Origin of the sequence: Xanthomonas hortorum (assembly GCF_024339125.1) — a bacterium.
Taxonomy (GTDB): domain Bacteria; phylum Pseudomonadota; class Gammaproteobacteria; order Xanthomonadales; family Xanthomonadaceae; genus Xanthomonas; species Xanthomonas hortorum.
In genome coordinates, this window is record NZ_CP101417.1 from 480,199 (window position 1) to 499,483 (window position 19,285).

The 19,285-nt window shown below is 64.8% G+C and carries 14 protein-coding genes; 3 read left to right on the forward strand and 11 right to left on the reverse strand.

What is annotated here, in order from left to right:
• Positions 1 to 5 precede the first annotated feature (5 nt).
• Positions 6 to 692: a class I SAM-dependent methyltransferase gene (locus NMB96_RS01925; RefSeq protein WP_255086089.1), complete on the forward strand. Its 687-nt coding sequence runs from the start codon at positions 6 to 8 to the stop codon at positions 690 to 692.
• Positions 693 to 762: 70 nt separating this feature from the next.
• Here the strand turns inward: NMB96_RS01925 and NMB96_RS01930 are convergent, their stop codons facing one another.
• The 11 genes from NMB96_RS01930 to ubiE form a co-directional block, all read right to left on the reverse strand.
• Positions 763 to 3,054: a TonB-dependent receptor gene (locus tag NMB96_RS01930; protein WP_255086918.1), complete on the reverse strand. Its 2,292-nt coding sequence runs from the start codon at positions 3,052 to 3,054 to the stop codon at positions 763 to 765.
• Between the two features lie 151 nt (positions 3,055 to 3,205).
• Positions 3,206 to 4,312 (reverse strand): S-(hydroxymethyl)glutathione dehydrogenase/class III alcohol dehydrogenase, encoded by a 1,107-nt coding sequence (locus tag NMB96_RS01935; protein ID WP_104549630.1) that lies wholly within the window; start codon positions 4,310 to 4,312, stop codon positions 3,206 to 3,208.
• A gap of 35 nt (positions 4,313 to 4,347) precedes the next feature.
• Positions 4,348 to 5,430 carry a beta-propeller fold lactonase family protein gene (locus NMB96_RS01940; protein ID WP_255086092.1) on the reverse strand — a complete coding sequence of 361 codons (1,083 nt, stop codon included), beginning with the start codon at positions 5,428 to 5,430 and terminating at the stop codon, positions 4,348 to 4,350.
• Positions 5,427 to 6,065 carry a c-type cytochrome gene (locus tag NMB96_RS01945; protein WP_023905174.1) on the reverse strand — a complete coding sequence of 213 codons (639 nt, stop codon included), beginning with the start codon at positions 6,063 to 6,065 and terminating at the stop codon, positions 5,427 to 5,429. Before NMB96_RS01945 ends, NMB96_RS01940 begins: the two co-directional genes overlap by 4 nt.
• A 37-nt stretch (positions 6,066 to 6,102) precedes the next feature.
• Positions 6,103 to 7,878: a quinoprotein dehydrogenase-associated putative ABC transporter substrate-binding protein gene (locus tag NMB96_RS01950; protein WP_023905175.1), complete on the reverse strand. Its 1,776-nt coding sequence runs from the start codon at positions 7,876 to 7,878 to the stop codon at positions 6,103 to 6,105.
• A complete protein-coding gene (locus NMB96_RS01955; RefSeq protein ID WP_023905176.1) occupies positions 7,875 to 9,893 on the reverse strand; it encodes a methanol/ethanol family PQQ-dependent dehydrogenase in 2,019 nt (672 codons plus the stop codon). The genes NMB96_RS01950 and NMB96_RS01955 overlap by 4 nt, the downstream gene beginning before the upstream one ends.
• A gap of 545 nt (positions 9,894 to 10,438) precedes the next feature.
• Complete coding sequence (locus tag NMB96_RS01960; protein ID WP_043889446.1) at positions 10,439 to 11,062, reverse strand: HAD family hydrolase; 624 nt, start codon at positions 11,060 to 11,062, stop codon at positions 10,439 to 10,441.
• Between the two features lie 158 nt (positions 11,063 to 11,220).
• A complete protein-coding gene (locus NMB96_RS01965) occupies positions 11,221 to 11,940 on the reverse strand; it encodes a hypothetical protein (RefSeq protein ID WP_023905179.1) in 720 nt (239 codons plus the stop codon).
• A gap of 222 nt (positions 11,941 to 12,162) precedes the next feature.
• Positions 12,163 to 14,112, reverse strand: a complete 1,950-nt coding sequence (locus NMB96_RS01970) for a M1 family metallopeptidase (protein WP_255086094.1) — start codon at positions 14,110 to 14,112, stop codon at positions 12,163 to 12,165.
• Positions 14,113 to 14,187: 75 nt separating this feature from the next.
• The gene (locus tag NMB96_RS01975; RefSeq protein ID WP_006452547.1) at positions 14,188 to 15,078 is read right to left on the reverse strand and encodes a GGDEF domain-containing protein; all 891 of its coding nucleotides are present in this window, start codon (positions 15,076 to 15,078) and stop codon (positions 14,188 to 14,190) included.
• 203 nt (positions 15,079 to 15,281) lie between these two features.
• The gene (ubiE, locus tag NMB96_RS01980) at positions 15,282 to 16,043 is read right to left on the reverse strand and encodes a bifunctional demethylmenaquinone methyltransferase/2-methoxy-6-polyprenyl-1,4-benzoquinol methylase UbiE (protein WP_043889448.1); all 762 of its coding nucleotides are present in this window, start codon (positions 16,041 to 16,043) and stop codon (positions 15,282 to 15,284) included.
• A gap of 88 nt (positions 16,044 to 16,131) precedes the next feature.
• Between ubiE and NMB96_RS01985 the strand changes: the two genes are divergently transcribed.
• Positions 16,132 to 17,781 (forward strand): MFS transporter, encoded by a 1,650-nt coding sequence (locus NMB96_RS01985; RefSeq protein WP_183086643.1) that lies wholly within the window; start codon positions 16,132 to 16,134, stop codon positions 17,779 to 17,781.
• Positions 17,778 to 18,866, forward strand: a complete 1,089-nt coding sequence (locus NMB96_RS01990) for an HlyD family secretion protein (protein WP_043889449.1) — start codon at positions 17,778 to 17,780, stop codon at positions 18,864 to 18,866. Before NMB96_RS01985 ends, NMB96_RS01990 begins: the two co-directional genes overlap by 4 nt.
• Positions 18,867 to 19,285: the final 419 nt, after the last annotated feature.

Sequence of the window (19,285 nt, forward strand, 5' to 3'; positions counted from 1 at the left end):
ACATCATGACGCAATGGCAATCGGTACTAATCGAACAACAACGTTACTACGACGACCGCGCAGCGGAATACGACGACTGGTGGTTCCGTCGCGGATCCTTCGATGAGGGTGATGCGTCTAATGTCAGGTGGCGCGAGGAGGCCGCACGCGTGCAGGACGCACTGGATACCGCTGCGCTGGAGGGCGACATCCTGGAGCTGGCGGCCGGTACCGGCATCTGGAGCGTCCAGTTGCTGCCCAAAGCACGCTCACTGACCCTGGTCGATGGATCGGCGCAGATGCTGAAGTTCAATCCGGCAACCTGTGACCCGCGGGTGCGTACGGTGCAGGCAGATCTCTTCCAATGGCAAGCCACGCGGACCTACGATGCAGTGGTATTCGCGTTCTGGGTCTCGCACGTACCACGCGAGTTGTTGCCGCAGTTCCTGCGCAAGGTAGCAGATGCGTTGGATGTGGGCGGGAAGTTCTTCTTTATCGACAATCTCCCCAAACCCGAGGCGCTGTCGCCGCACGTCGTGGACGTGGAAGGCCAGTTGATGCAGCGCCGCCTGCGCAATGGCAACGTCAGCACGATCGTCAAGAACTACTACGCGACCAGCGAATTGCAGGCCGCGTGCAGCGCTGCAGGACTGGACGTAGTGGTGAGCCAGACACCCACGTTCTTTCAGTACGGGGTCGGATATCGTCGCTGACGCCTTGGGCGGTCGGCCGGCTAGCGCGCCTATCCGGGGCTGACGGCCCATGGCGGACGCATGCAATGCGCTACAGATTCCAACGCAATCCGATCAAATACTGCCGCGGCACGCCCGGCGCAAGAAAACGCGCCGGGCCGGTTTCCACTGGTGCATCCTGCGGGCGCGCCAGTTCGCCATCGGGAAACACGTCTTCGGCCACTGCCGCATAGGTCGCGTAGCGGCGGTTGAAGACGTTGTCGACGCGGGCAAACAGCGATAGCCGGTCACTGAATTGCCAACGTGCCTGCAGGTCTACCAGCGCATAGCCGGCGGTACCGATGTCGATGCGCTCGGGTGCGGGCTCGCCGTCTTCGGCGTTGTCGACCTGGCCATCTTCATTGCCGCTGGCCACGCGGCCGGAGACCGCACGCATACCGGCACCCAAGGTCAGCGCATCGCGCTGCCATTCCACCCCGAGCTTGAGGTTGTGGCGCGGCAATGCGGCGATGCGTAAGCCGGGACGCAAGGTGATTACACGCTCGCCGGAAAGCAATTCGCCATCGCTGCGATAGGTCGCATCCAGAAAGCTGTAGCCGGCCGACCACTGCCAATCGCCGCTGCGCAGGCGTAGCGACAGATCCGCGCCTTGATACCGGGTGCGGCCAACATTGTCGAAGTAACCCAACTGCGTATCCGGCGCGCGCAAGAACAAAATATCGTCGCGATTGTCGGCGCGATACACCGACACCGTGGCATTGGTGTTGGCCGACGGCGTCCAGCGCGCGCCAAGTTCGTAGGTGCGCGAAATGATCTGCTCCAGGCGCGGGTCGGCTTGCAGGCCGGTCGGCAAGCGGCACGGCTGGGTGGGATCGGCGCAGCCCAGTTCGATTGCCGTTGGGGCGCGGCTGTTTTGCGCGACCGAGCCGTATACCGTCAGCCCGGAATCGAGCCGGTGGGTCAAACCCAGGGACGGATTGGCCTTGGCGTAGACGAAGCGCTCGCGCGGGCGGTCGCCGTCTTCGGCGGTGGAAAGAATGTTGTCCACCACCACATGATTCCAGCGCACTGCAGCGGTGAAATGGGTGGCATCGTCCACTGCCCAGGTGTCGGCAACAAATACGCCCAGCGTTTTGGTGCTGCCGCGCACGCCGGAAAAGAACGCGCGCTCGGCATCCGGATCGGCAGCGACCGAGCGGTCCGGTTGCACCCAACCATCGCGGGCGAATTGCTGATAACGCACATGGCCGCGATCAAAGGTGACGCCGGCGCTGAGCGCATGCTCGCCCCATTGCTTGCTCAGGTTGAGCGCAAGCCCCTGCGCCTCCTGACGCATCTGGGTGGTGTTGAGCGCGCCGCTGGGCAATGCATCGGCATCGGCGCGTGCCACATCGCAATCGGTATCCAGTGCGCTGCCATCGGCGGCATAACCCGATGCGCATTCTTCGACGAATTCTTCGTAGTCCTCGCCGATATCGCCATTGACGGTATCGCGCCGGCCCACGCGCGAATAAGCCAGTGCATGCAGTGCGGTGTCCGCATCGAAACGGTGGTCCAGCTGTGCGGTGAACAACGTATTGCGATTGCGGGTGAGATCGGGCGAGGTGTACACCGAGCGGCGGTCGGCGCGATACAAGCCGGGCACAGGGCCTTCGTCGGTGTAGCTGGTATCCGGCAACAGGCCATTACCGATCAAGCGGCTGCGCCCGTGCAGCACCGACAGGCTCCAATCGGTCTGCTCGCCTTGCTTGCCGACCTTGCCGAACAGCGTGCCAAGGCGACCTTCGGAGGCATCGCGCCAGCCGTTTTCGTCGAAGCCGGTGACCGCGACAAAGCCATGCCACCCGTCCTGACTGGCGAGGCCGTAACTGGCGTCCAGCCGCTTGCGTGCGCCGCTGCCGATGCTCACTTCGCCCTGCAATCCAGGTGCGGTCAAACCGGAGGCGGTGGACAACACCACCGCGCCACCGAGCGTGTTCGGCCCGAACAAGGGATTGGAGCCGGGCATCAAGGTCACCGCGTTGATTGCCGACTCGGGCAGCATGTCCCAGCTGACGATATCGGCAAACGGTTCGTTGAAGCGCACGCCATCCAGATACACCGATACCCCTTGCGAGGCGCCCGGCAAGGCGGACGCGCGAAAGCCGTGGAAGGTGAGATCGTTCTGGAACGGACTGCCTTGCACATCGTTGCCGTCCACACCGACAAAGCGCCGCTGCAGCAGATCGCTGAGGTTGTTGCTGCGCCCGCGCGACAGCTCGCCATTGGTGGCCGATTGCACCATGTACGGCAACTGCGCCGCGTCGATGGTGGTGCCGGGAATCGGCGTGGCGGTGACCTCGATGCGGTCCAGCCAGGTCACCTGCGGCGCGTCTTCGGCCATTGCAGTGCCGAGCGTGCCAGCGCACAGCAGCGCTGCGCAGGCGCAGGCAAGCCGATGTCGTTGCAATGCATCGCGGCCATGGCGTGCGGCGCGAAGCGGCGGTGTGCTGCGATACCCCAGTAAGTGATGCGTCGACCTCATGTCGTCTCCCTCAATAAAGCACGATCGATTTGATACCGCGCGCTGCACGCAGATCCGCCAGCGCCTGATTGATGTCGTCCAACGCCAATGTGCGCGTGATCAACGGCGCCAGCTGGATGTCGCCTTGCAGATAGCGCTCGACATAGCCGGGCAGCTCGCTGCGCCCTTTTACTCCGCCGAATGCGCTGCCGCGCCAGACCCGCCCGGTCACCAGTTGAAACGGGCGCGTGCTGATTTCCTGCGCGTCGTCGGCCACGCCGAGAATGACGCTCTCGCCCCAGCCCTTGTGGCAGCACTCCAATGCCGCGCGCATCGCGCCGACATCGCCGACGCATTCGAAACTGTGGTCGGCGCCGCCGTCGGTGAGGTCCACAATCACCTGCTGGATTGGTGCGCCGTAGTCGCGCGGATCCAGGCAATCGGTGGCGCCCAACGCACGCGCCAGCGCGAACTTGGCCGGATCGATATCCACTGCGATGATGCGCCCGGCCTGCGCCAGCACCGCGCCCTGCACCACCGACAAACCGATCCCACCCAGCCCGAACACCGCCACGCAATCGCCGGGCCGCACATGCGCGCTGTTGAGCACCGCACCGACACCGGTGGTGACCGTGCAGCCGAGCAGGCAGACCTGATCCAGCGGTGCATCCGGATGGATACGCGCCACCGCGATCTCCGGCAACACCGTGTATTCGGAAAACGTGCTGGTGCCCATGTGATGCAGGATCGGCCGCCCGTTCAACGAAAACCGGCTGCTGCCATCAGGCATCAGCCCGCGCTCCTGGCTGCTGCGGATCGCCTGGCACAGGTTGGTGCGCCCGGAGCGACAGAACTTGCACACGCCGCATTCGGGCATGTACAGCGGGATGACGTGATCGCCGACACGCACGCTGGTGACGCCGATGCCCACGGCTTCGACGATGCCGGCGCCCTCCTGCCCCAGGATCACCGGAAAGCTGCCCGCGTGCCCGTGCGCCAATGCATGCGCATCGCCATGGCAGATACCGGTGGCGACCAGGCGCACCAGCACCTCGCCGGGCCGCGGCGGCTGCAGGTCCACCTCTTCGATGGTCAGCGGCTGGTGCGGACCCCATGCCACCGCAGCGCGTGTCTTCATCCGGCCTCCCTGGCGCGCGTCGGCATGGCCGCCGCTCAGCGCGCGATCACCACGCCCCACGGCAATTCGCCGACGGGGATCTGTTTGATCTGTTGCAACGTCGCGGTGTCGATCACGCTCACCGTGTTCGAGCGCCCGTTGGCGACATACAGCTTGTCGCCAGCCGGTGTCAGCGCCGGATTCCACGGCCGCAGCCCCACTGCAATTTCGGCAAGACTGCGCGCGCTTTTGGTGTCGATCACGCTGACCGTGCCGGCACCGCCATTGGATGCGTACAGACGCGTGCCATCGGCCGACAACGCCACCCCCGCGGTGCGCACGCCGGCCGGCAGACTGGCGCGGCGTTGCCGCGTTTTCAGGTCGATCACGTCCACCACGTTGGCGGTTTCCTGCGCGATGTACACGCTGTGCCCGTCCGGTGCGAACGCCATGCCGCGCGGATGGCCGCTGGTTGCGACCACACCGCGCGATCGATGGGTGGCCAGTTCGATCATGTCCATGTCGTTGGAGCCCTCGTTGCTGGTGAGCAACCACTGCCCGTCCGGCGTGTAAGCGCAATGCTCCGGCGCCTGCCCGCGCGTGGCGATCACCTGCTGCAGCTTGAACTGCGCGGCATCGATCAACATCACCTGGTTCTGCCCTTCCACACACACCGCGAACTGTTTGCCGTCCGGCGACAACGCGATGCCTTCGGCGTTTTCGCCGATCTCCACGCTGCGCAGCACCGCGTCTTTTTCGGTATCGAGTTCGATCAAACGATGATGCTCGGCATCGATCAGATACAGATGCCCGTGCGGGCCCGGCAACAGCTGCTGCAGACGCTTGCCCAGTTGCCCTTGCGCACTGAGCGTGCGCACCACGGTGTCGGTGTGCGTGTCGATCACCGACACCGTGCCGCTGCGCTGATTGGGCACGTAGGCAAACACCGGCGGCGTTGAGGGCGGCGGTGCTGCGGCAGCGGCTGCCGGATCTGCAGGACTCGCAGCAGCCGTGGCCGCCGCCGGTGCAGCGCGCGACGCAGGCGCAGCCGCGTCGCGCTGGCAGCCCGCCAGTGCCAGGAGTGCGCCCAGCACGCCTGTTGCACAGACGCGCCGCCAACAGATTGCTGCTGACCTCATTGCGCCTTGCCCGCGGTCTTGTTGATCGAATGGATGAAGGCGAGCAGTTTTTCGGTGTCGCCCGGCTTGAGCACCGGCGCGAACGGCGGCATCTGCCCGACCACTTTTTCATGTCCGACGCGGGTCTTGCCGTGGGTGATCATCGCTGCCGTGCCTTCGCTGATCAGCGCGCGCAAGGTGTCGTCGTCGCTGCCATACACCCAGATATCGTTGGTCAACGGCGGGCACATGCCACCGCCACCGGTGCCGCCGTGGCAGGCGTTGCAACCGGCCGAGAAATAGATCTTCTTGCCTTCGGCAATCAGCTCGGGCGTGACCTTGACCTCGGGTCCCTTCGGAATCGGCACGACCGCAGCCGGCGGCGCCGGTGGCGTGGCCGGATCCGGCGCGGGCCCGGCGGCCGGGTTGGGCACCCCGGCGGTCGCCGCTGCAGGCGCAGGCGCGGCGGTGCCGGTGGCCGGGGTATTAGCAGCCGCCTCAGATGCGGGAGCGGGCGGCGGCGCCTCCTTGCCGCACGCGGCCAGCACAACGCTGAGCATCAACGCGCACAGCGGTGCGCGCATGGAACGATCGAAACAACCCACAGTGGACTTGCGCATGAACGAACCTTTCTGATCGGAGGGAACACCGCGCACCCCGTGCACGCGGCAGGTGACACAGTCATTGCCGAAGTCATTGCCGAGACGGACGCCTGGCCTGCGTGAGCAGCGTGGCCAGCGCGGTGTCGCCGCGTGCCTGCGCCAACGCGGCGGCGGTCTTGCCATCGCGATTACGTGCGGCAGGATCGGCACCGGCCGCCAACAAGCGCTTGGCCACTGATTCGCGCCCGGCCGCTGCGGCCAGCATCAATGCGGTGACGCCAGCCTGGTTTGCGTGGCCGACGTCGGCCCCGCGTGCCAGCACCGCATCGAGAATCGCCGGGTCGTCACGCGCTACCGCAAACATCACCGGCGTGAACCCGGTGGGATTGGCACGCCGCACATTCGCACCCGCTGCCAGCAATGCCTGCACCACGCCGGCATCGGCGTAGGACACCGCCAACTCCAGCGCGCTCCAGCCGTCGCTGGAGACCGTGTCCACCGGTGCACGCTTGCCCAGCAACTTGGCCACACTGTCGGCGTCGTTGGCCCAGGCCGCCTTCATCAAGGCGGTCCAGCCGCTGCTATCGCGCGCATCCAGGCGTGCACCGGCATCGAGCAACAGGCTGACCAGATCCGGTTCCTGATTGCGGATCGCCTGATGCAGCGGCGGCTCGCCGAGCAGGCTGGGACGATTGGCATCGGCGCCATGCCGCAACAGCCACGCCGCGCGCACGCCATCGCCGGCATCCAGCGCATGCGCCAGTTCCTGGTTCGGGTCGGCACCATCGGCAATGCGCAGTTGCAGCTGCGCCGGTTCCTGCGACGACGCGGCCGGGCTCGGTGCCTTCGACGCTGGCGTCGGCGTCGCATACGGCCCGTGCGATGCCAGATCGCCGGCCACCACGCAGTCGCTACACCGCACCAGCGGCACGTGGTAACTGCGCAGAATTTCGGCGATCTTTGCCGCGCTCTGTTGCAGGGCCGTGTTCAACGCATCGCGCAGGTCTGCGTTCTTGCGCGACACCGCCCACGCCATCGAGTACTCCAAGACCGAATCGTCGATAGTGTTGAGCGGCACCACGCCCAGCCCGCTGCGTTGCGCGTAATACCCGGCCACCGGGCCCCAGGATTCGGCCGCATCCAGTTCATTGGCGGCGACGCGTTCGACCAGCTTGCCGGGATGTTCTTCCGGCGCGGTGGCCGAGTCATAGAACAGATACTGCACATCGCCGCTGATGCCGTGCTCATACAAGGCCTGGCGTGCGGGGGAACTCTGGAACACGCCCAGCCGCAGTTTTTTCAGTGCCGGGTCGTCCAGCGAGGTCGGCACCAGATCTAAACCTTTGCGCGTCACCAGCACATAGGCCGAGCGATACAGCGGGCGCGTGGTCAGGCCCTGCTCGAAATCGCTGTTGAGGTCCATCAACACATCGCAGCGGCCGGCATTGATGGTGCTGCGTGCCAGCCCGCGTTGGTAGTAGGTGCGCCACTCGTATTCCAGGCGCCGGCCCATGGCATCGGCCACGACCTGCGCGATCTTGTTCTGGAAGCCCTCGGCGGCCTTGTTGGACAACGGCATGTTGCCCGGGTCGGCGCAGACGCGCAGCACAGTGGGATCGGGCGCAGGTGGCGGCGTGTTGGCCGGCGTTTGCGCGGAGGCTGGCGCTGCAGTGGATGCAGGCGCCGCTGTGGGCGCCGCACCGGAATCAGAAGCGCGAGCCGCCGGTGAGGACGGCTCGCGTGTGCAGCCTGCGGCGACGAATCCGAGGCTGCAAAGCACCAGCAGCTGACGCAGCTGCCGGCTCATGCCACGCGCACCGGCAGCGAACTGCCGGTGCACGCTTCCAACGCCTTGCCTGGATCTCATCGTGCGGTCTTCGCTGCGGCGTTGGCGGTGCCGCCACCTGCGGCCGCAGTGGCGGTGGCACTGGCGGTCACGATCTTGCCGGCGCCATCGATGCGGAAGGTGTGCACCATGCCGCCGAGCGGGATCTTGTCGAAGCCGGCACCGAATGCCAGACCCGCAGCACCCAGCGCGCCATACGGATCGGCCGGGTCCAGACCTGCGGCCACCGGCAAGCCGATCCAGCCACCGATACCGGAGAACACCGCTACGTACTGGTGACCGTTGGCCTTGTAGGCAATCGGGTTGCCGATGATGCCGGAGGGCAGTTTCATCTCCCACAGCTTCTTGCCGGTGTCCTTGTCCACCGCACGGAACCAGCCATCCAGCGTGCCGTAGAACACCAGCCCGCCATCGGTGACCAGGGTGCCGCTCCACACCGGGAACTTCTCCTTGATCTCCCACTTGGACTTGCCTTCCACCACATCGAATGCCTTGACGATGCCCAGTGCACCCGGCTCGTTGGGCTTCATCATCACGTTGGCAAACACGTAGGGCAGACCCATCATGGTGTTGCCGCGTTCCTGCGGTTCCAGCTCCATATGCCAGTTGTTGGTGCCGCAGAAGAACACCGCCGAATTGGCCGGGTCCACCGAGCACGGCTGCTGGTCCTTGCCCCCCATTGCCGAGGGGAACGCCTGCACTTTCTTGCCGCGTTCCAGTGGCGAATGCGCGGCCACCTTGACCGGGCGGCCGGTCTTCATGTCGATGCGTTCGGCCCAATTGGCCGGTACGAACTTGTGCGCGCGCAGCAAGGTGCCGTCGCGGCGATCGAGCACATACGCAAAGCCGTTACGATCGAACTGCACCACCGAGGGAACTTCCTTGCCGTCGATGGTCAGATCGACCAGGATCGGCTCGTTGATGCCGTCGTAATCCCACTGGTCGAACGGGGTCTTCTGATAGCCCCACACCGCTTCGCCGGTATCGATCTTGCGGGCGAACAGGGTCATCGACCACTTGTTGTCATGCTCGCCGTTGTTGCACTCCTCCTGCGAGGTCTTGCCGCAGCGATACGACGGGCTCCACAGGCCGGGATTGCCGGTGCCGTAATAGAGCAACTTCAATTTCGGGTCGTAGCTATACCAGCCCCAGGCCGCACCGCCGCCACGCTTCCATTCGTCGTTGGGAAAGGTCTTGACGCCCAGATCGCCGAGCTGACCATGCTGCGGATTGGCCTTGTTGAAATCCGCACCCAGGCAGATCGATTTGTCGGTACCGGCCGCATCGCAGGACCACACCTGCTTGCCATCGGCCAGGCTATAGGCAGCCACGCGCCCGAGCACGCCGAACTCGTTGCCGCTGATGCCGGCGATCACTTTGCCGTCGGCAATGATCGGCGCCATGGTGATGGTTTCGCCCTTGTCCGGATGCCCGAGTTTCTGCTTCCACACTTCCTTGCCGGTCTTGGCATCGAGTGCGATCACATCACCGCTCAGGCTGCCGAACACCAGCTTGCCATCGGCATACGAGGCGCCGCGGTTGACCGTATCGCAGCACGCCACCGCTACCGAGCGCTCGTCCTGTTGCGGGGTGTATTTCCACAACACCTTGCCGCCGTCGTCCTGCGCCGCCAGGTCGATGGCGAACACGTTGTTCGGGTAGGCACTGACCATGTACATGATGCTGCCGATCACCAGCGGCTGGCCTTCGTGGCCGCGCGTGGCATCGGTCTTCATCTCCCACGACATCTTGAGATTCTTGACGTTGTCGCGATTGATTTCGGCCAGCGGGCTATGCCGGGTAAGTGCGAAGTCGCGCCCGATGCCGCCCCAGTTATCCGGGTTGCTGGCATTGGTGGTGAATTCGCCATCGGTGTCGACCACGGCGGCGGCCGGCGGCGCAGCGGCGGGCGCGGCTGCCGGTGCGGGCGCTGCAGTTTCAGTGGCGGCGTCCTTTTTACAGCCGGACAGCGCGGCGCTCAGCGCAAGCATGAGCAGCGCACCGCTGCGAATGCTGCGACAGGAAGATTGATGCATATGCGTCTACCCCTTCGATTGAACAACCAGTCGGTTGAAACATCCGCAGCGCAGGCACTGTTGCAGCCAGTTGCGTCGCAGACGTCGGAAACGTCGAGGGAGAAGAGAGCAAACGCCATGCCAGTGCACTGGTGCGATGCACCATGTCGGGGCAGTGGGGCTTTGCTGTGATGGCAGTCGCTTGAGCGAGGTGCACTGTCACGGTTTTGGCACAGTTTGCACCGGGCGTGCTGTTACATCGGTGGTGCAGATGGTTGGATTTTGCCCACGTTCCAACGCACGTTAGGTAAGTCAGACCCCGCTTTTCCTTCAACCACCGACAACAACCGGTGGCGCTTGCGCGCGTACCGGCGTGGGACCTTACGCGGCATGGATGCCGCGTAAGAGCCTACACGGACGTACTTGCGGCGTGTCCCACGCCGGTACGCGTGCAAGCGCCCTCCATGAGCCGAAGCATTCGCACAAGACTGACAGACGTTGCATGCGTGGGTTGGTCTGTGCGCGGCGTCGGAATCCGCGCTTTCCGCCTGCTTGCAGACAGCGCGCTAACCTTTCCACCGCATCAGCAACTGCGTGCAATCCTGCAGACGCCAGTCGGCAAAGCCAGGCCAGGGGTCACCCGGCGTGTTGACCAGTACGGTGCAGGCGCCAACGGCACGACCGCAGGCCAGGTCGTTGTGGTGGTCGCCGACCATCACCAATGCCGCACCATCGACCGACCAGCGTCGTTCGAAATACTGCAGGCCATCGGGCGCGGGTTTGGGCGCGGCCTCATCACGGCCGACGATGGTGTCCCAGGCAAATGCATCGTGCAGGCCGATCGCCTGCAACGTCACCTGCGCCAGTTCGCGTGCGTTGCGGGTGAGCATGCCGAGTTGGCATCCGGCCGCCTGCAATGCACGCACCAATTCCACTGCACCGGGCGCGGCGCGTGCGGTCCGTGCGAGCTCACGCTCGTGCTCGAGTAGCCATGCGTGTTTGGCTGCAGCCTGGTCGGCAGGTAGCGATGCCAGGTGATGCAGGATGTCGGCCTCGGCCGGGATCTCCAGCGCGCGTCGAATCAACGCGAAATCGTGCACGGCTTCGGTCAGCGTGCCATCCATGTCGAACACCCAGTGGCGGTACCCGGACAACGCGGGAGATGTCTGTGTGATGGTCATGCAGTCCATACGTGCATACGTGCTAAGACGTGAGAGTGGTGAACGCAACACGGCAGGCCATCGTTAGGCGAATGCACACCTTGCGCAATCACCAGGATAGACGCGCGGCACGTGCCGATGCAGTGCACCGACCGCGCGTCTATGTGCCGCTCGGTCGGCAGTGGCGTCTATTTCCAGCCCGGCATCTGCGTGTTATCCAGCCCACCCACTTCGAACTCGGCGGTGCGCGTGCCGCCGGCTTTCACCGGGAACGCGATGCTGATGCGCTTGGCATTACGCACCAATTTCCACAGCGCCTTGTCGTCGTCGATGAACATCGCGATCGCTTCGTCGGTGTCGGGGCGATGCGCGGCCATCGGGCGCGCTGCACCGCCGTCGGCCGAGACCTGCACCTTGCAGCCGCTGTAGCAGTTGAAGTCGCCGGCCTTGAGCACCAGATAGCTGTGGCGCTTCCACTGCGGGTGATCGCGGAACACCAGGCTCACCGGCTTCGGGCCGCTGCCGTCCACATCCACGCGGTCCTTGGCATCGATCATCGCCGAGCGCTGCGTGCCGCCCTTGGCCGGCACCTGTGAGTATTGCCATAACGCCTGCATGCGGCGCAGTTCGCGCGCCTGCTCGCCCTTGGCCTTGATGTCGGCGTAACCGGGCTCGATGCGCGTGGCCGCAGCGGTGCCGGCGTAGCCTTCCAGCAACGCGGCGCCATGCGCGCGTGCCATATCCCAGTTTTCAGCCTTCACTGCCTCGTCGTATTGCTTGGCGAGCGCATCGGCTTGCTGTTCCTTGGCTTGTGCCTGCGCGGTCTCCTGCGCCTGACGTTGTGCCTCGCGGTCAGTACAGCCACTCAATGCAGCGACGCACAGGGCCGCGCTCAACAGATACTTCATCGTCGACTCCGGGGCGAATTCAATGGCAACGATACTAGCCTGCCCCGATGGAATTGATCGAGGGCCTACGCAGACAGCCTGCCCGCGATCAGACGGCCAGACACTGTAGGAGCGCACCTGGGCGCGATGGGGCTGCACCGGGAATGCCACATCGCGCCCGGGTGCGCTCCTACAACAGCGATGGAAGCGGCGGGAAGGCGTCTGCACCGCCCTCCCCTGCCATTACGGCTGCTTGGGCGGTGCCGCCTTGGCCTTGGCAATCATCTCGGCCACCGAGGCGGTGGTGATCGGGTGATAGCTGGGCTTGGCTTTTTCGAAGGCCTGTTCGGCGAAGGCGATGCCGTCCGGGGTCTTCAACAGTTCGGCGTAGATCGGCAGCACCAGCTTGCGGCGACCAACGCGTTCGATGAACTCGCCTGCAGCGGCCTGTGCGTCGGTGTAGCCGCTACGGATCGCCAGCGGGTACCAACGCATCGCGATTTCGCCGTTCGGGGTGCCGGTGAAGTGGTAGGCATCATCCAGCTGCTTGAGTTGCTCAGGCTTGAGCGTGGCGCCCATGCCGCTGAGGAAATGCACCCACTCCTGCGTGCCCCACTCGCCGGTGACCTGCTTGTTGGGTAGCGTGCCGCTGCCGCTCCAGGCGATGCGTGCGGTGTCCACGATCGAGAAGCTGCGCGAGCGGGCCTTGGTGGCGAAGGCCGGGATGCCCGGCTGCTTCAACCACGCATCCACTTCGGCCGCGCTTACGGTATTGGGATGCTTGTCCAGCAGGTTCTTGTTGAGGTAATCGACGAACTGGTCGGTGGTGGCGCTCTGAAACGCGTGATCGTCGAACCAGCCGCGCAGGAAAGGGTCGAACACTTCGCGGCCGAAACGCTGCTCCAGGAACTGCAGGAACCACGCGCCCTTGACGTAGGCCACCTGGCTCAAGGCTTCGTCGGGGTCACGCTCGGCCAGCGGCGGCAATGCCAATGCCTGGTCGGCCGGCGCCATGTCCTTTACTTCGGCCAGCAGATCGCCCTGGTCGATCTCGCGCTCCATCTCGGCCATCTCGGCGCCGTACAGCGCCTCGGTGATGCGCGCCTGCACGTAGGTGGTGAAACCTTCGTTGAGCCAGATGTCCTTCCAGCTGGCATTGGTCACCAGGTTGCCCGACCAGCTATGCGCCAGTTCGTGCGCGACCAGCGACACCAGCGACTTGTCGCCGACGATCACCGTGGGCGTGGCAAAGGTCAGGCGCGGATTCTCCATGCCGCCGAACGGGAACGACGGCGGCAGCACCAGCATGTCGTAACGGCCCCAGCGATACGGGCCATAGAGTTTTTCGGCGGCACCGATCATCTTTTCGGTGTCTTCGAATTCCTTGGCGGCCTTGTCGGCCATGGCCGGCTCGGCCCACACACCCGAGCGCGCGGAAATCGGCTTGAACACCACATCGCCTGCAGCAATCGCCAGCAGATAGGACGGAATCGGCTCGGGCATCTTGAAGCTGTAATCGCCATCGCGCGCGGCCTTGGGGTCGTTGTCGGCGCTCATCAGCACCATCACGTCCGGGCGCGAGGTCACATGCGCGCTATAGGTGAAGCGCACGCTCGGGGTGTCCTGCAACGGCACCCAGCTGCGCGCGTGGATCGCCTGCGACTGGCTGAACATGAAAGGCAGCTGCTTGCCTTCGGTCATCGACGGCTCCAGCCACTGCAGGCCCGAGGCGGTCGGTGCGGTGTGATACGTGATCACGATCTTGGACGGCTGAGTCGGCGTCTCGATGGTGAGCTTGCTGCCGAAGGTCTTGTCGGCCGGCGCCAGCGCGAACTGCAGCGGCGCCAGCGTGCCCTTGCCATCGTCGGCCTGCACCTGCGCGATGCTCAGCTCGCGCGTGTCCAGCACCAGCTGTTTGGCGGCCTTGTCCTTCCACTCCAGCGTGTAGGTGACGGTGCCGCCAATCTGCTTGGCGTCGAAATCCAGCTTCAGGTCCAGCGCCAGATCCTTGATGACCACCAGCTGCGGCTGGGCGTAGGAGCTTTCGTCGTGGTTGCGGGCGTCTGCTTTCACGGGGGCCTTGACGGTGGCGGCCGGTGCCGCGTTGGTCGCGGCTGGCGGTGTGGACTCGTTGGAACAGCCGGCCAGCGCAATGGAGACGGCCAGAGACAGCGACAGGAACGGGAAGCGCATCGACGGCACCGCAGCAAGGGGAATCGGGCATTTTAGCGCTCTGGGCCATTGCCTGCCCGTGCCATCGCTGGCGGCTCAGGTCACCGGATGACTGCGCGGGGTATCGTGCCCGTCGCGCACCAGGCGCCGGCCGCCGGAGAACTTGGCGCGGTACATCGCCGCATCGGCGCGTCGATACAACTCGGTGGCATCCAGACCCTGCTCGCAGACCGCGCTGCCGGCGCTGACATGCAGCGGCGCTTCGTCGGCATCGTCGCGTTCGAGCATCGACAGCCATTGATTGAGTTTGAGCGTGGCCTCGTCTTCGCCGGCATGCACGCCGATCAAAAATTCATCACCGCCCCAACGCCCGATCCAGTCCTGCGCACCGAGCCAGCCGTACGCCGATTCCACCAGCCGCACCAACACGCGGTCGCCGGCCAGATGGCCGAAACGGTCGTTGATCGTCTTGAGGTTGTCCATGTCCAGCACGAACAACACGAAAGGCCAGCCTTCGCGCTGCGCGGCGGTGACCGAGTCCAGCATCGCCTGCTCGCAGCCGCGCCGGTTCAACGCCTCGGTCAGCGAATCGAACAAGGCGTGCTTCTTGAGATCGCGCATGCCGGCATCGATACCGCGCAGGCTGCGATTGATGCCGCGCAGCAAACGCCCCAACTCGTCGTCGCCATGTTCGGGCAGCGTGGGCAGGCGTTGGTCGGCGTAGTACGCATCCAGCGCGTCGGCGGCGATGCGCAGTGGCGCGAGCAGGCGATACAGTGCAGACAGCGTCAGCGCGGTGCCCGCCAGCGTGGCCAGCAATGCCACGATCACCACCGACCACAGCGGGCGTCCACCCAACTCGCTTTGCGATGCCAGCCAGACGATCAGCAACAGCAGCGGCAAATGGATGCCGACAAACGTCACCGCCAGCAGCTTGGCGCTGAAGGAGCGAGGAAACACGCGCGACAGTCCTGCGTACAAGCGCATGCACGTCTCCAGCGAAAGGTGGCCTAGTGTCGCCGACCATTGGTGGAGCCAACGCGACGGGAGTCTCAAAAGTTTGTCGGCAAACGCAGGCGCGCAAGTCGTGATGGCGCGGCAAGCGAACACAAGCGCAGCGTCCTTGCGCGATATCCGGCGCGCGATGCACGCCGGACCAGACGCTCAGCCAACGCCGCGTCGGATCACTCTCAGATCTTGTAACCGGAGTGGATCGCCACGATGCCGCCGGTCAGATTCTTGAAGTGGCAACGCGCAAATCCGGCCTCGCCCATCATGCCCTTGAGCGATTCCTGCGGCGGATGCTTGCGGATGCTCTCGGCCAGGTACTGGTAGCTGTCGGCATCACGTGCGAACAGCTGGCCCAACTTCGGCAAAATCTTGAACGAGTGGAAGTCGTAGATCGGCTTGAACCACTCGGCGGTGACTTCGGAAAATTCCAGCACGCGCGCCTGCCCGCCCACCTTCAACACGCGGTACATCTCGCGCAGCGCGGCGTCCTTGTCGGTGACATTGCGCAAGCCGAAGGAAATGGTCACCAGATCGAAGCTCTGATCCGGGAACGGCAGCGCCTCGGCATTGCATTGTACGTAGTCGAAGCCAGCCACCAGGCCACGGTTGGTCAGCCGGTCGCGGCCCACCGAGAGCATGCCGGCGTTGATGTCGCCCAGCACCACCGCGCCCTCGTTGCCCACACGCTCCTTGAGCAGCACGGCGATATCGCCGGTACCGCCGGCCAGGTCCAGCACGCGGTCGCCCGGCTTCACCTGCGCGGTCGCCACGAAGTAGCGTTTCCATGCGCGGTGCACGCCCAGACTCATCAGATCGTTCATCAGGTCGTAGTTGCGCGCGACCGAGGTGAACACTTCGCCGACCAGCTTCTGCTTGTCCTTGGCAGCGACGTCGCGGAAGCCGAAATGGGTGGTGCCGGAGGTATAGGGAGATTCGCTCATGGGCGGATTATCGCACTGCTGACGCCGCCATGACCGCAACCGGACCACAATCGCCGTCTTCTTCAGCGACTGGCCCAGCGAGCATTCGGTGCGCGACAAGTACGTCCAGCGCGACTGGCAGCCCCATGAGAAGCCCACCCTGCCGGGGTCGGCCTCCACGCCCCTGCACCCCACCCGGCGGCGCATCCAGTACGGGCTGGTCGGCGTGGTGGTGGCGCTGACCGGTGGGCTGAGCAATGCGCTGGTCACCGCCAACCTGACCTATCTGCAAGGCACGCTGGGCGCCTACGCCACTGAAATGGCCTGGCTGCCGGCCGCGTATGTGATGACCAACATGTCGGCCAACCTGCTGCTGGTGAAATTTCGCCAGCAGTTCGGGCTGCGCCGGTTCACCGAGATCTTCCTGGCGCTGTATGCGGCCATCGCCTTCGCGCATCTGTTCGTGCACAGCCTGAGCTCGGCCATTACCGTGCGTGCTGCGCACGGGCTGGTGGGCGCGGCGCTCAGTTCGCTGGGGCTGTATTACGTGATCCAGGCGTTTCCAGCCAGGTACCGGCTCAAGGCGGTGGTGACCGGGCTGGGCGTCACCCAACTCGCATTGCCGTTGGCGCGGGTGTTTTCCACCGATTTGCTGGAATTTGGCGAGTGGCAGGGCCTGTATCTGTTCGAATTCGGTCTGGCGGTCTTCGCGCTGGCCTGCGTGCTGGCGCTCAAGCTGCCGCCGAGCGATCGCTATCGCGTGTTCGAGCCACTGGATTTCCTCACCTTCAGCCTGTTCGCCGCCGGTTCGGCCGGTCTGGCGGCGATGCTCTCGCTGGGACGGTTGCTGTGGTGGACCAGTACGCCGTGGCTGGGCGTGGTGCTTGCCGCCTCCATCGTGCTGCTGTGCACGGCAGCGTGGATCGAGCACAACCGCCGTAACCCGATGATCAACACGCGCTGGCTGGCTAGCGGCGACATGCTGCGGCTGGGCCTGGCGATTCTGCTGATCCGGCTGGTGCTGTCCGAACAAAGCACTGGCGCGATCGGCTTTTTCCAGACCCTGGGACTGGCGAACACACAATTGCAGACCCTGTTCGCGCTGATGCTGTTGGGCGCGGTGGCCGGGGTGGCCGCCAGCGCGTGGCTGATCAATCCGGCGCGGGTGGCCGAGCATCTGATCATTGCGGTTGCCGCGATCTGTATCGGTTGCTTCATGGATGCCGATGCCACCAGCCTGACCCGGCCTGAGCAGATGTACGTCAGCCAGTTTCTGCTCGCCTTCGGCAGCACCTTCTTCATCGGCCCGGCAATGGTCGCGGGGCTGGGCCGGGTGATTGCGCAACCCGGCAATCTGATCAGCTTCGTGGTGCTGTTCGGCATGGCGCAGAACATGGGCGGCCTGCTTGGCAGCGCCCTGCTCGGCACAGTGCAGGTGGTGCGGGAGAAATACCATTCCAGCCAGCTCGTCGAACATCTGGTATTGAGCGACCCGCAAGTGGCCGCGCGCGTGCAAGCCTATGCAAGCCTGTATGGCCGCAGCATCGGCGACCCGGCGCTGCGCCAGGCCCAAGGCGTGCGTGCATTGGGCAGCGTGGCCACGCGAGAAGCCAATGTACTCGCCTATAACGACGTGTTTCTGTTGATCGGCTGCATCGCCATCGCCACCGGGCTATGGATCCTGTCCGTGCTGGTGTGGCGGCGTTATGTGCGCCCACCCGTGTCGCCCCTCTCTCCTGTTTCCACTGCGCGCCCATGAATACACCTGCAGATTCAACTTCTCTCGCCGATCAGCAACGTCGCAGACGTCGCCGCATCGCTGGCGCACTCGGCTTCGGCGGGCTGGCGCTCATTGGCGTGTTGCTGGTGCTGTATGCATGGCGCCTGCCGCCGTTCGTCAGTGCCATCGAGCGCACCGAGAACGCGATGGTGCACGGGCAGATCACCGTGATCGCGCCACAGGTCAGCGGCTATGTCACGCAGGTGCCGGTGCAGGACTTTGCGCACGTCAAACACGGCCAGTTACTGGCAAAGATCGACGACCGCATCTATGCCCAGCAACTCGAGCAGGCCAGGGCGCAGGTGCAGACCGCGCAAGCCAACCTGTCCAACTGGGACCAGCAGCGGCATAGCGCCGATGCCACCATCGCCGAACAACGCGCGGCACTGAGCAGCAATCAGGCGCAACGTGACCGTACCCGCTCGGCCTACGCACGCACGCAGCAACTGGCCAGCCAGCAATTGGTCTCCGAGCAGGATCGCGACACCGCCTTCGCCGCACGCGCGCAGGCCGATGCCGGCGTGGCGCAGGCACGCGCCGCGGTGCAGGCCGCCGAAGAAAATGCACGCAGCGTCACCGTCAATCGCGCCGCGCTGCAAGCGGCGGTTGCCAATGCGCAAGCGGCCGTGAAACTGGCGCAGATCAATCTGGACAATACGCGCATTGTTGCCCCGCGCGATGGTCAGCTGGGTCAGCTCGGCGTGCGCCAGGGCGCCTACGTCACCAATGGCACGCAGCTGATGTCGCTGGTGCCGGACACGCTGTGGATCGTGGCCAATTTCAAGGAAACCCAGATGGCGAAGATCCGCATCGGCCAGCGCGCCAGCTTCACGGTGGATGCGCTCAACAATGCACGTCTGCAAGGACGCGTACAGGAAATTTCCCCGGCCGCCGGTTCGGAGTTCAGCGTGTTGCCGGCCGATAACGCCACCGGCAATTTCGTCAAGATCGCCCAGCGTATTCCGCTGCGCATCAGCATCGATCCCGGCCAGCCGATGGCAGCGCGCCTGCGCGCGGGCATGTCGGTAGTGGTGGCAATCGACACCGGCAGCGCAGTCGACTAAGAGCGGCTAACAAAACTACTTCACGCCAGTCCACTGCAGGCCGGCTGATCTGCTGTCTGGCTGCAGGTCCTTGCCCGCCCACCATCGCGGGACACGCTGCAAGTACGTCCTTGTAAGCTCTTACGCGGCATCCATGCCGCGTAAGGTCCCGCGACGGTGGGCGGGCAAGGACCAGTCGAGATGGTCGTTATGCATGGTTTTAAACAAAGCAACCAATCCACTCTCTGTGCGGTGCCCTCGCCGATTGCGGGACCGTGTGGCGGCATGGATGCCGCCACCGAGCCTACATGGACGTACTTGCGGCGTGTCCAGCGAGCGGTGAGGGCACCGCGCATTCGACCCACTCAGCGTTTGATCTGGACCTTTGACTGCATCCATCGAGATGCGGCCGACAAAACCGCTGCACTCACTGACAGGCG

Coding starts and splice junctions, on each gene's coding strand:
- NMB96_RS01935 (WP_104549630.1), bottom strand. CDS start 4,312: ATGAAGACACGCGCTGCGGTGGCATGGGGTCCGCACCAGCCGCTGACC.
- NMB96_RS01925 (WP_255086089.1), top strand. CDS start 6: ATGACGCAATGGCAATCGGTACTAATCGAACAACAACGTTACTACGAC.
- NMB96_RS01965 (WP_023905179.1), bottom strand. CDS start 11,940: ATGAAGTATCTGTTGAGCGCGGCCCTGTGCGTCGCTGCATTGAGTGGC.
- NMB96_RS01975 (WP_006452547.1), bottom strand. CDS start 15,078: ATGCGCTTGTACGCAGGACTGTCGCGCGTGTTTCCTCGCTCCTTCAGC.
- NMB96_RS01960 (WP_043889446.1), bottom strand. CDS start 11,062: ATGGACTGCATGACCATCACACAGACATCTCCCGCGTTGTCCGGGTAC.
- ubiE (WP_043889448.1), bottom strand. CDS start 16,043: ATGAGCGAATCTCCCTATACCTCCGGCACCACCCATTTCGGCTTCCGC.
- NMB96_RS01940 (WP_255086092.1), bottom strand. CDS start 5,430: ATGAGGTCAGCAGCAATCTGTTGGCGGCGCGTCTGTGCAACAGGCGTG.
- NMB96_RS01990 (WP_043889449.1), top strand. CDS start 17,778: ATGAATACACCTGCAGATTCAACTTCTCTCGCCGATCAGCAACGTCGC.
- NMB96_RS01970 (WP_255086094.1), bottom strand. CDS start 14,112: ATGCGCTTCCCGTTCCTGTCGCTGTCTCTGGCCGTCTCCATTGCGCTG.
- NMB96_RS01930 (WP_255086918.1), bottom strand. CDS start 3,054: ATGGCCGAAGACGCGCCGCAGGTGACCTGGCTGGACCGCATCGAGGTC.
- NMB96_RS01955 (WP_023905176.1), bottom strand. CDS start 9,893: ATGCATCAATCTTCCTGTCGCAGCATTCGCAGCGGTGCGCTGCTCATG.
- NMB96_RS01950 (WP_023905175.1), bottom strand. CDS start 7,878: ATGAGATCCAGGCAAGGCGTTGGAAGCGTGCACCGGCAGTTCGCTGCC.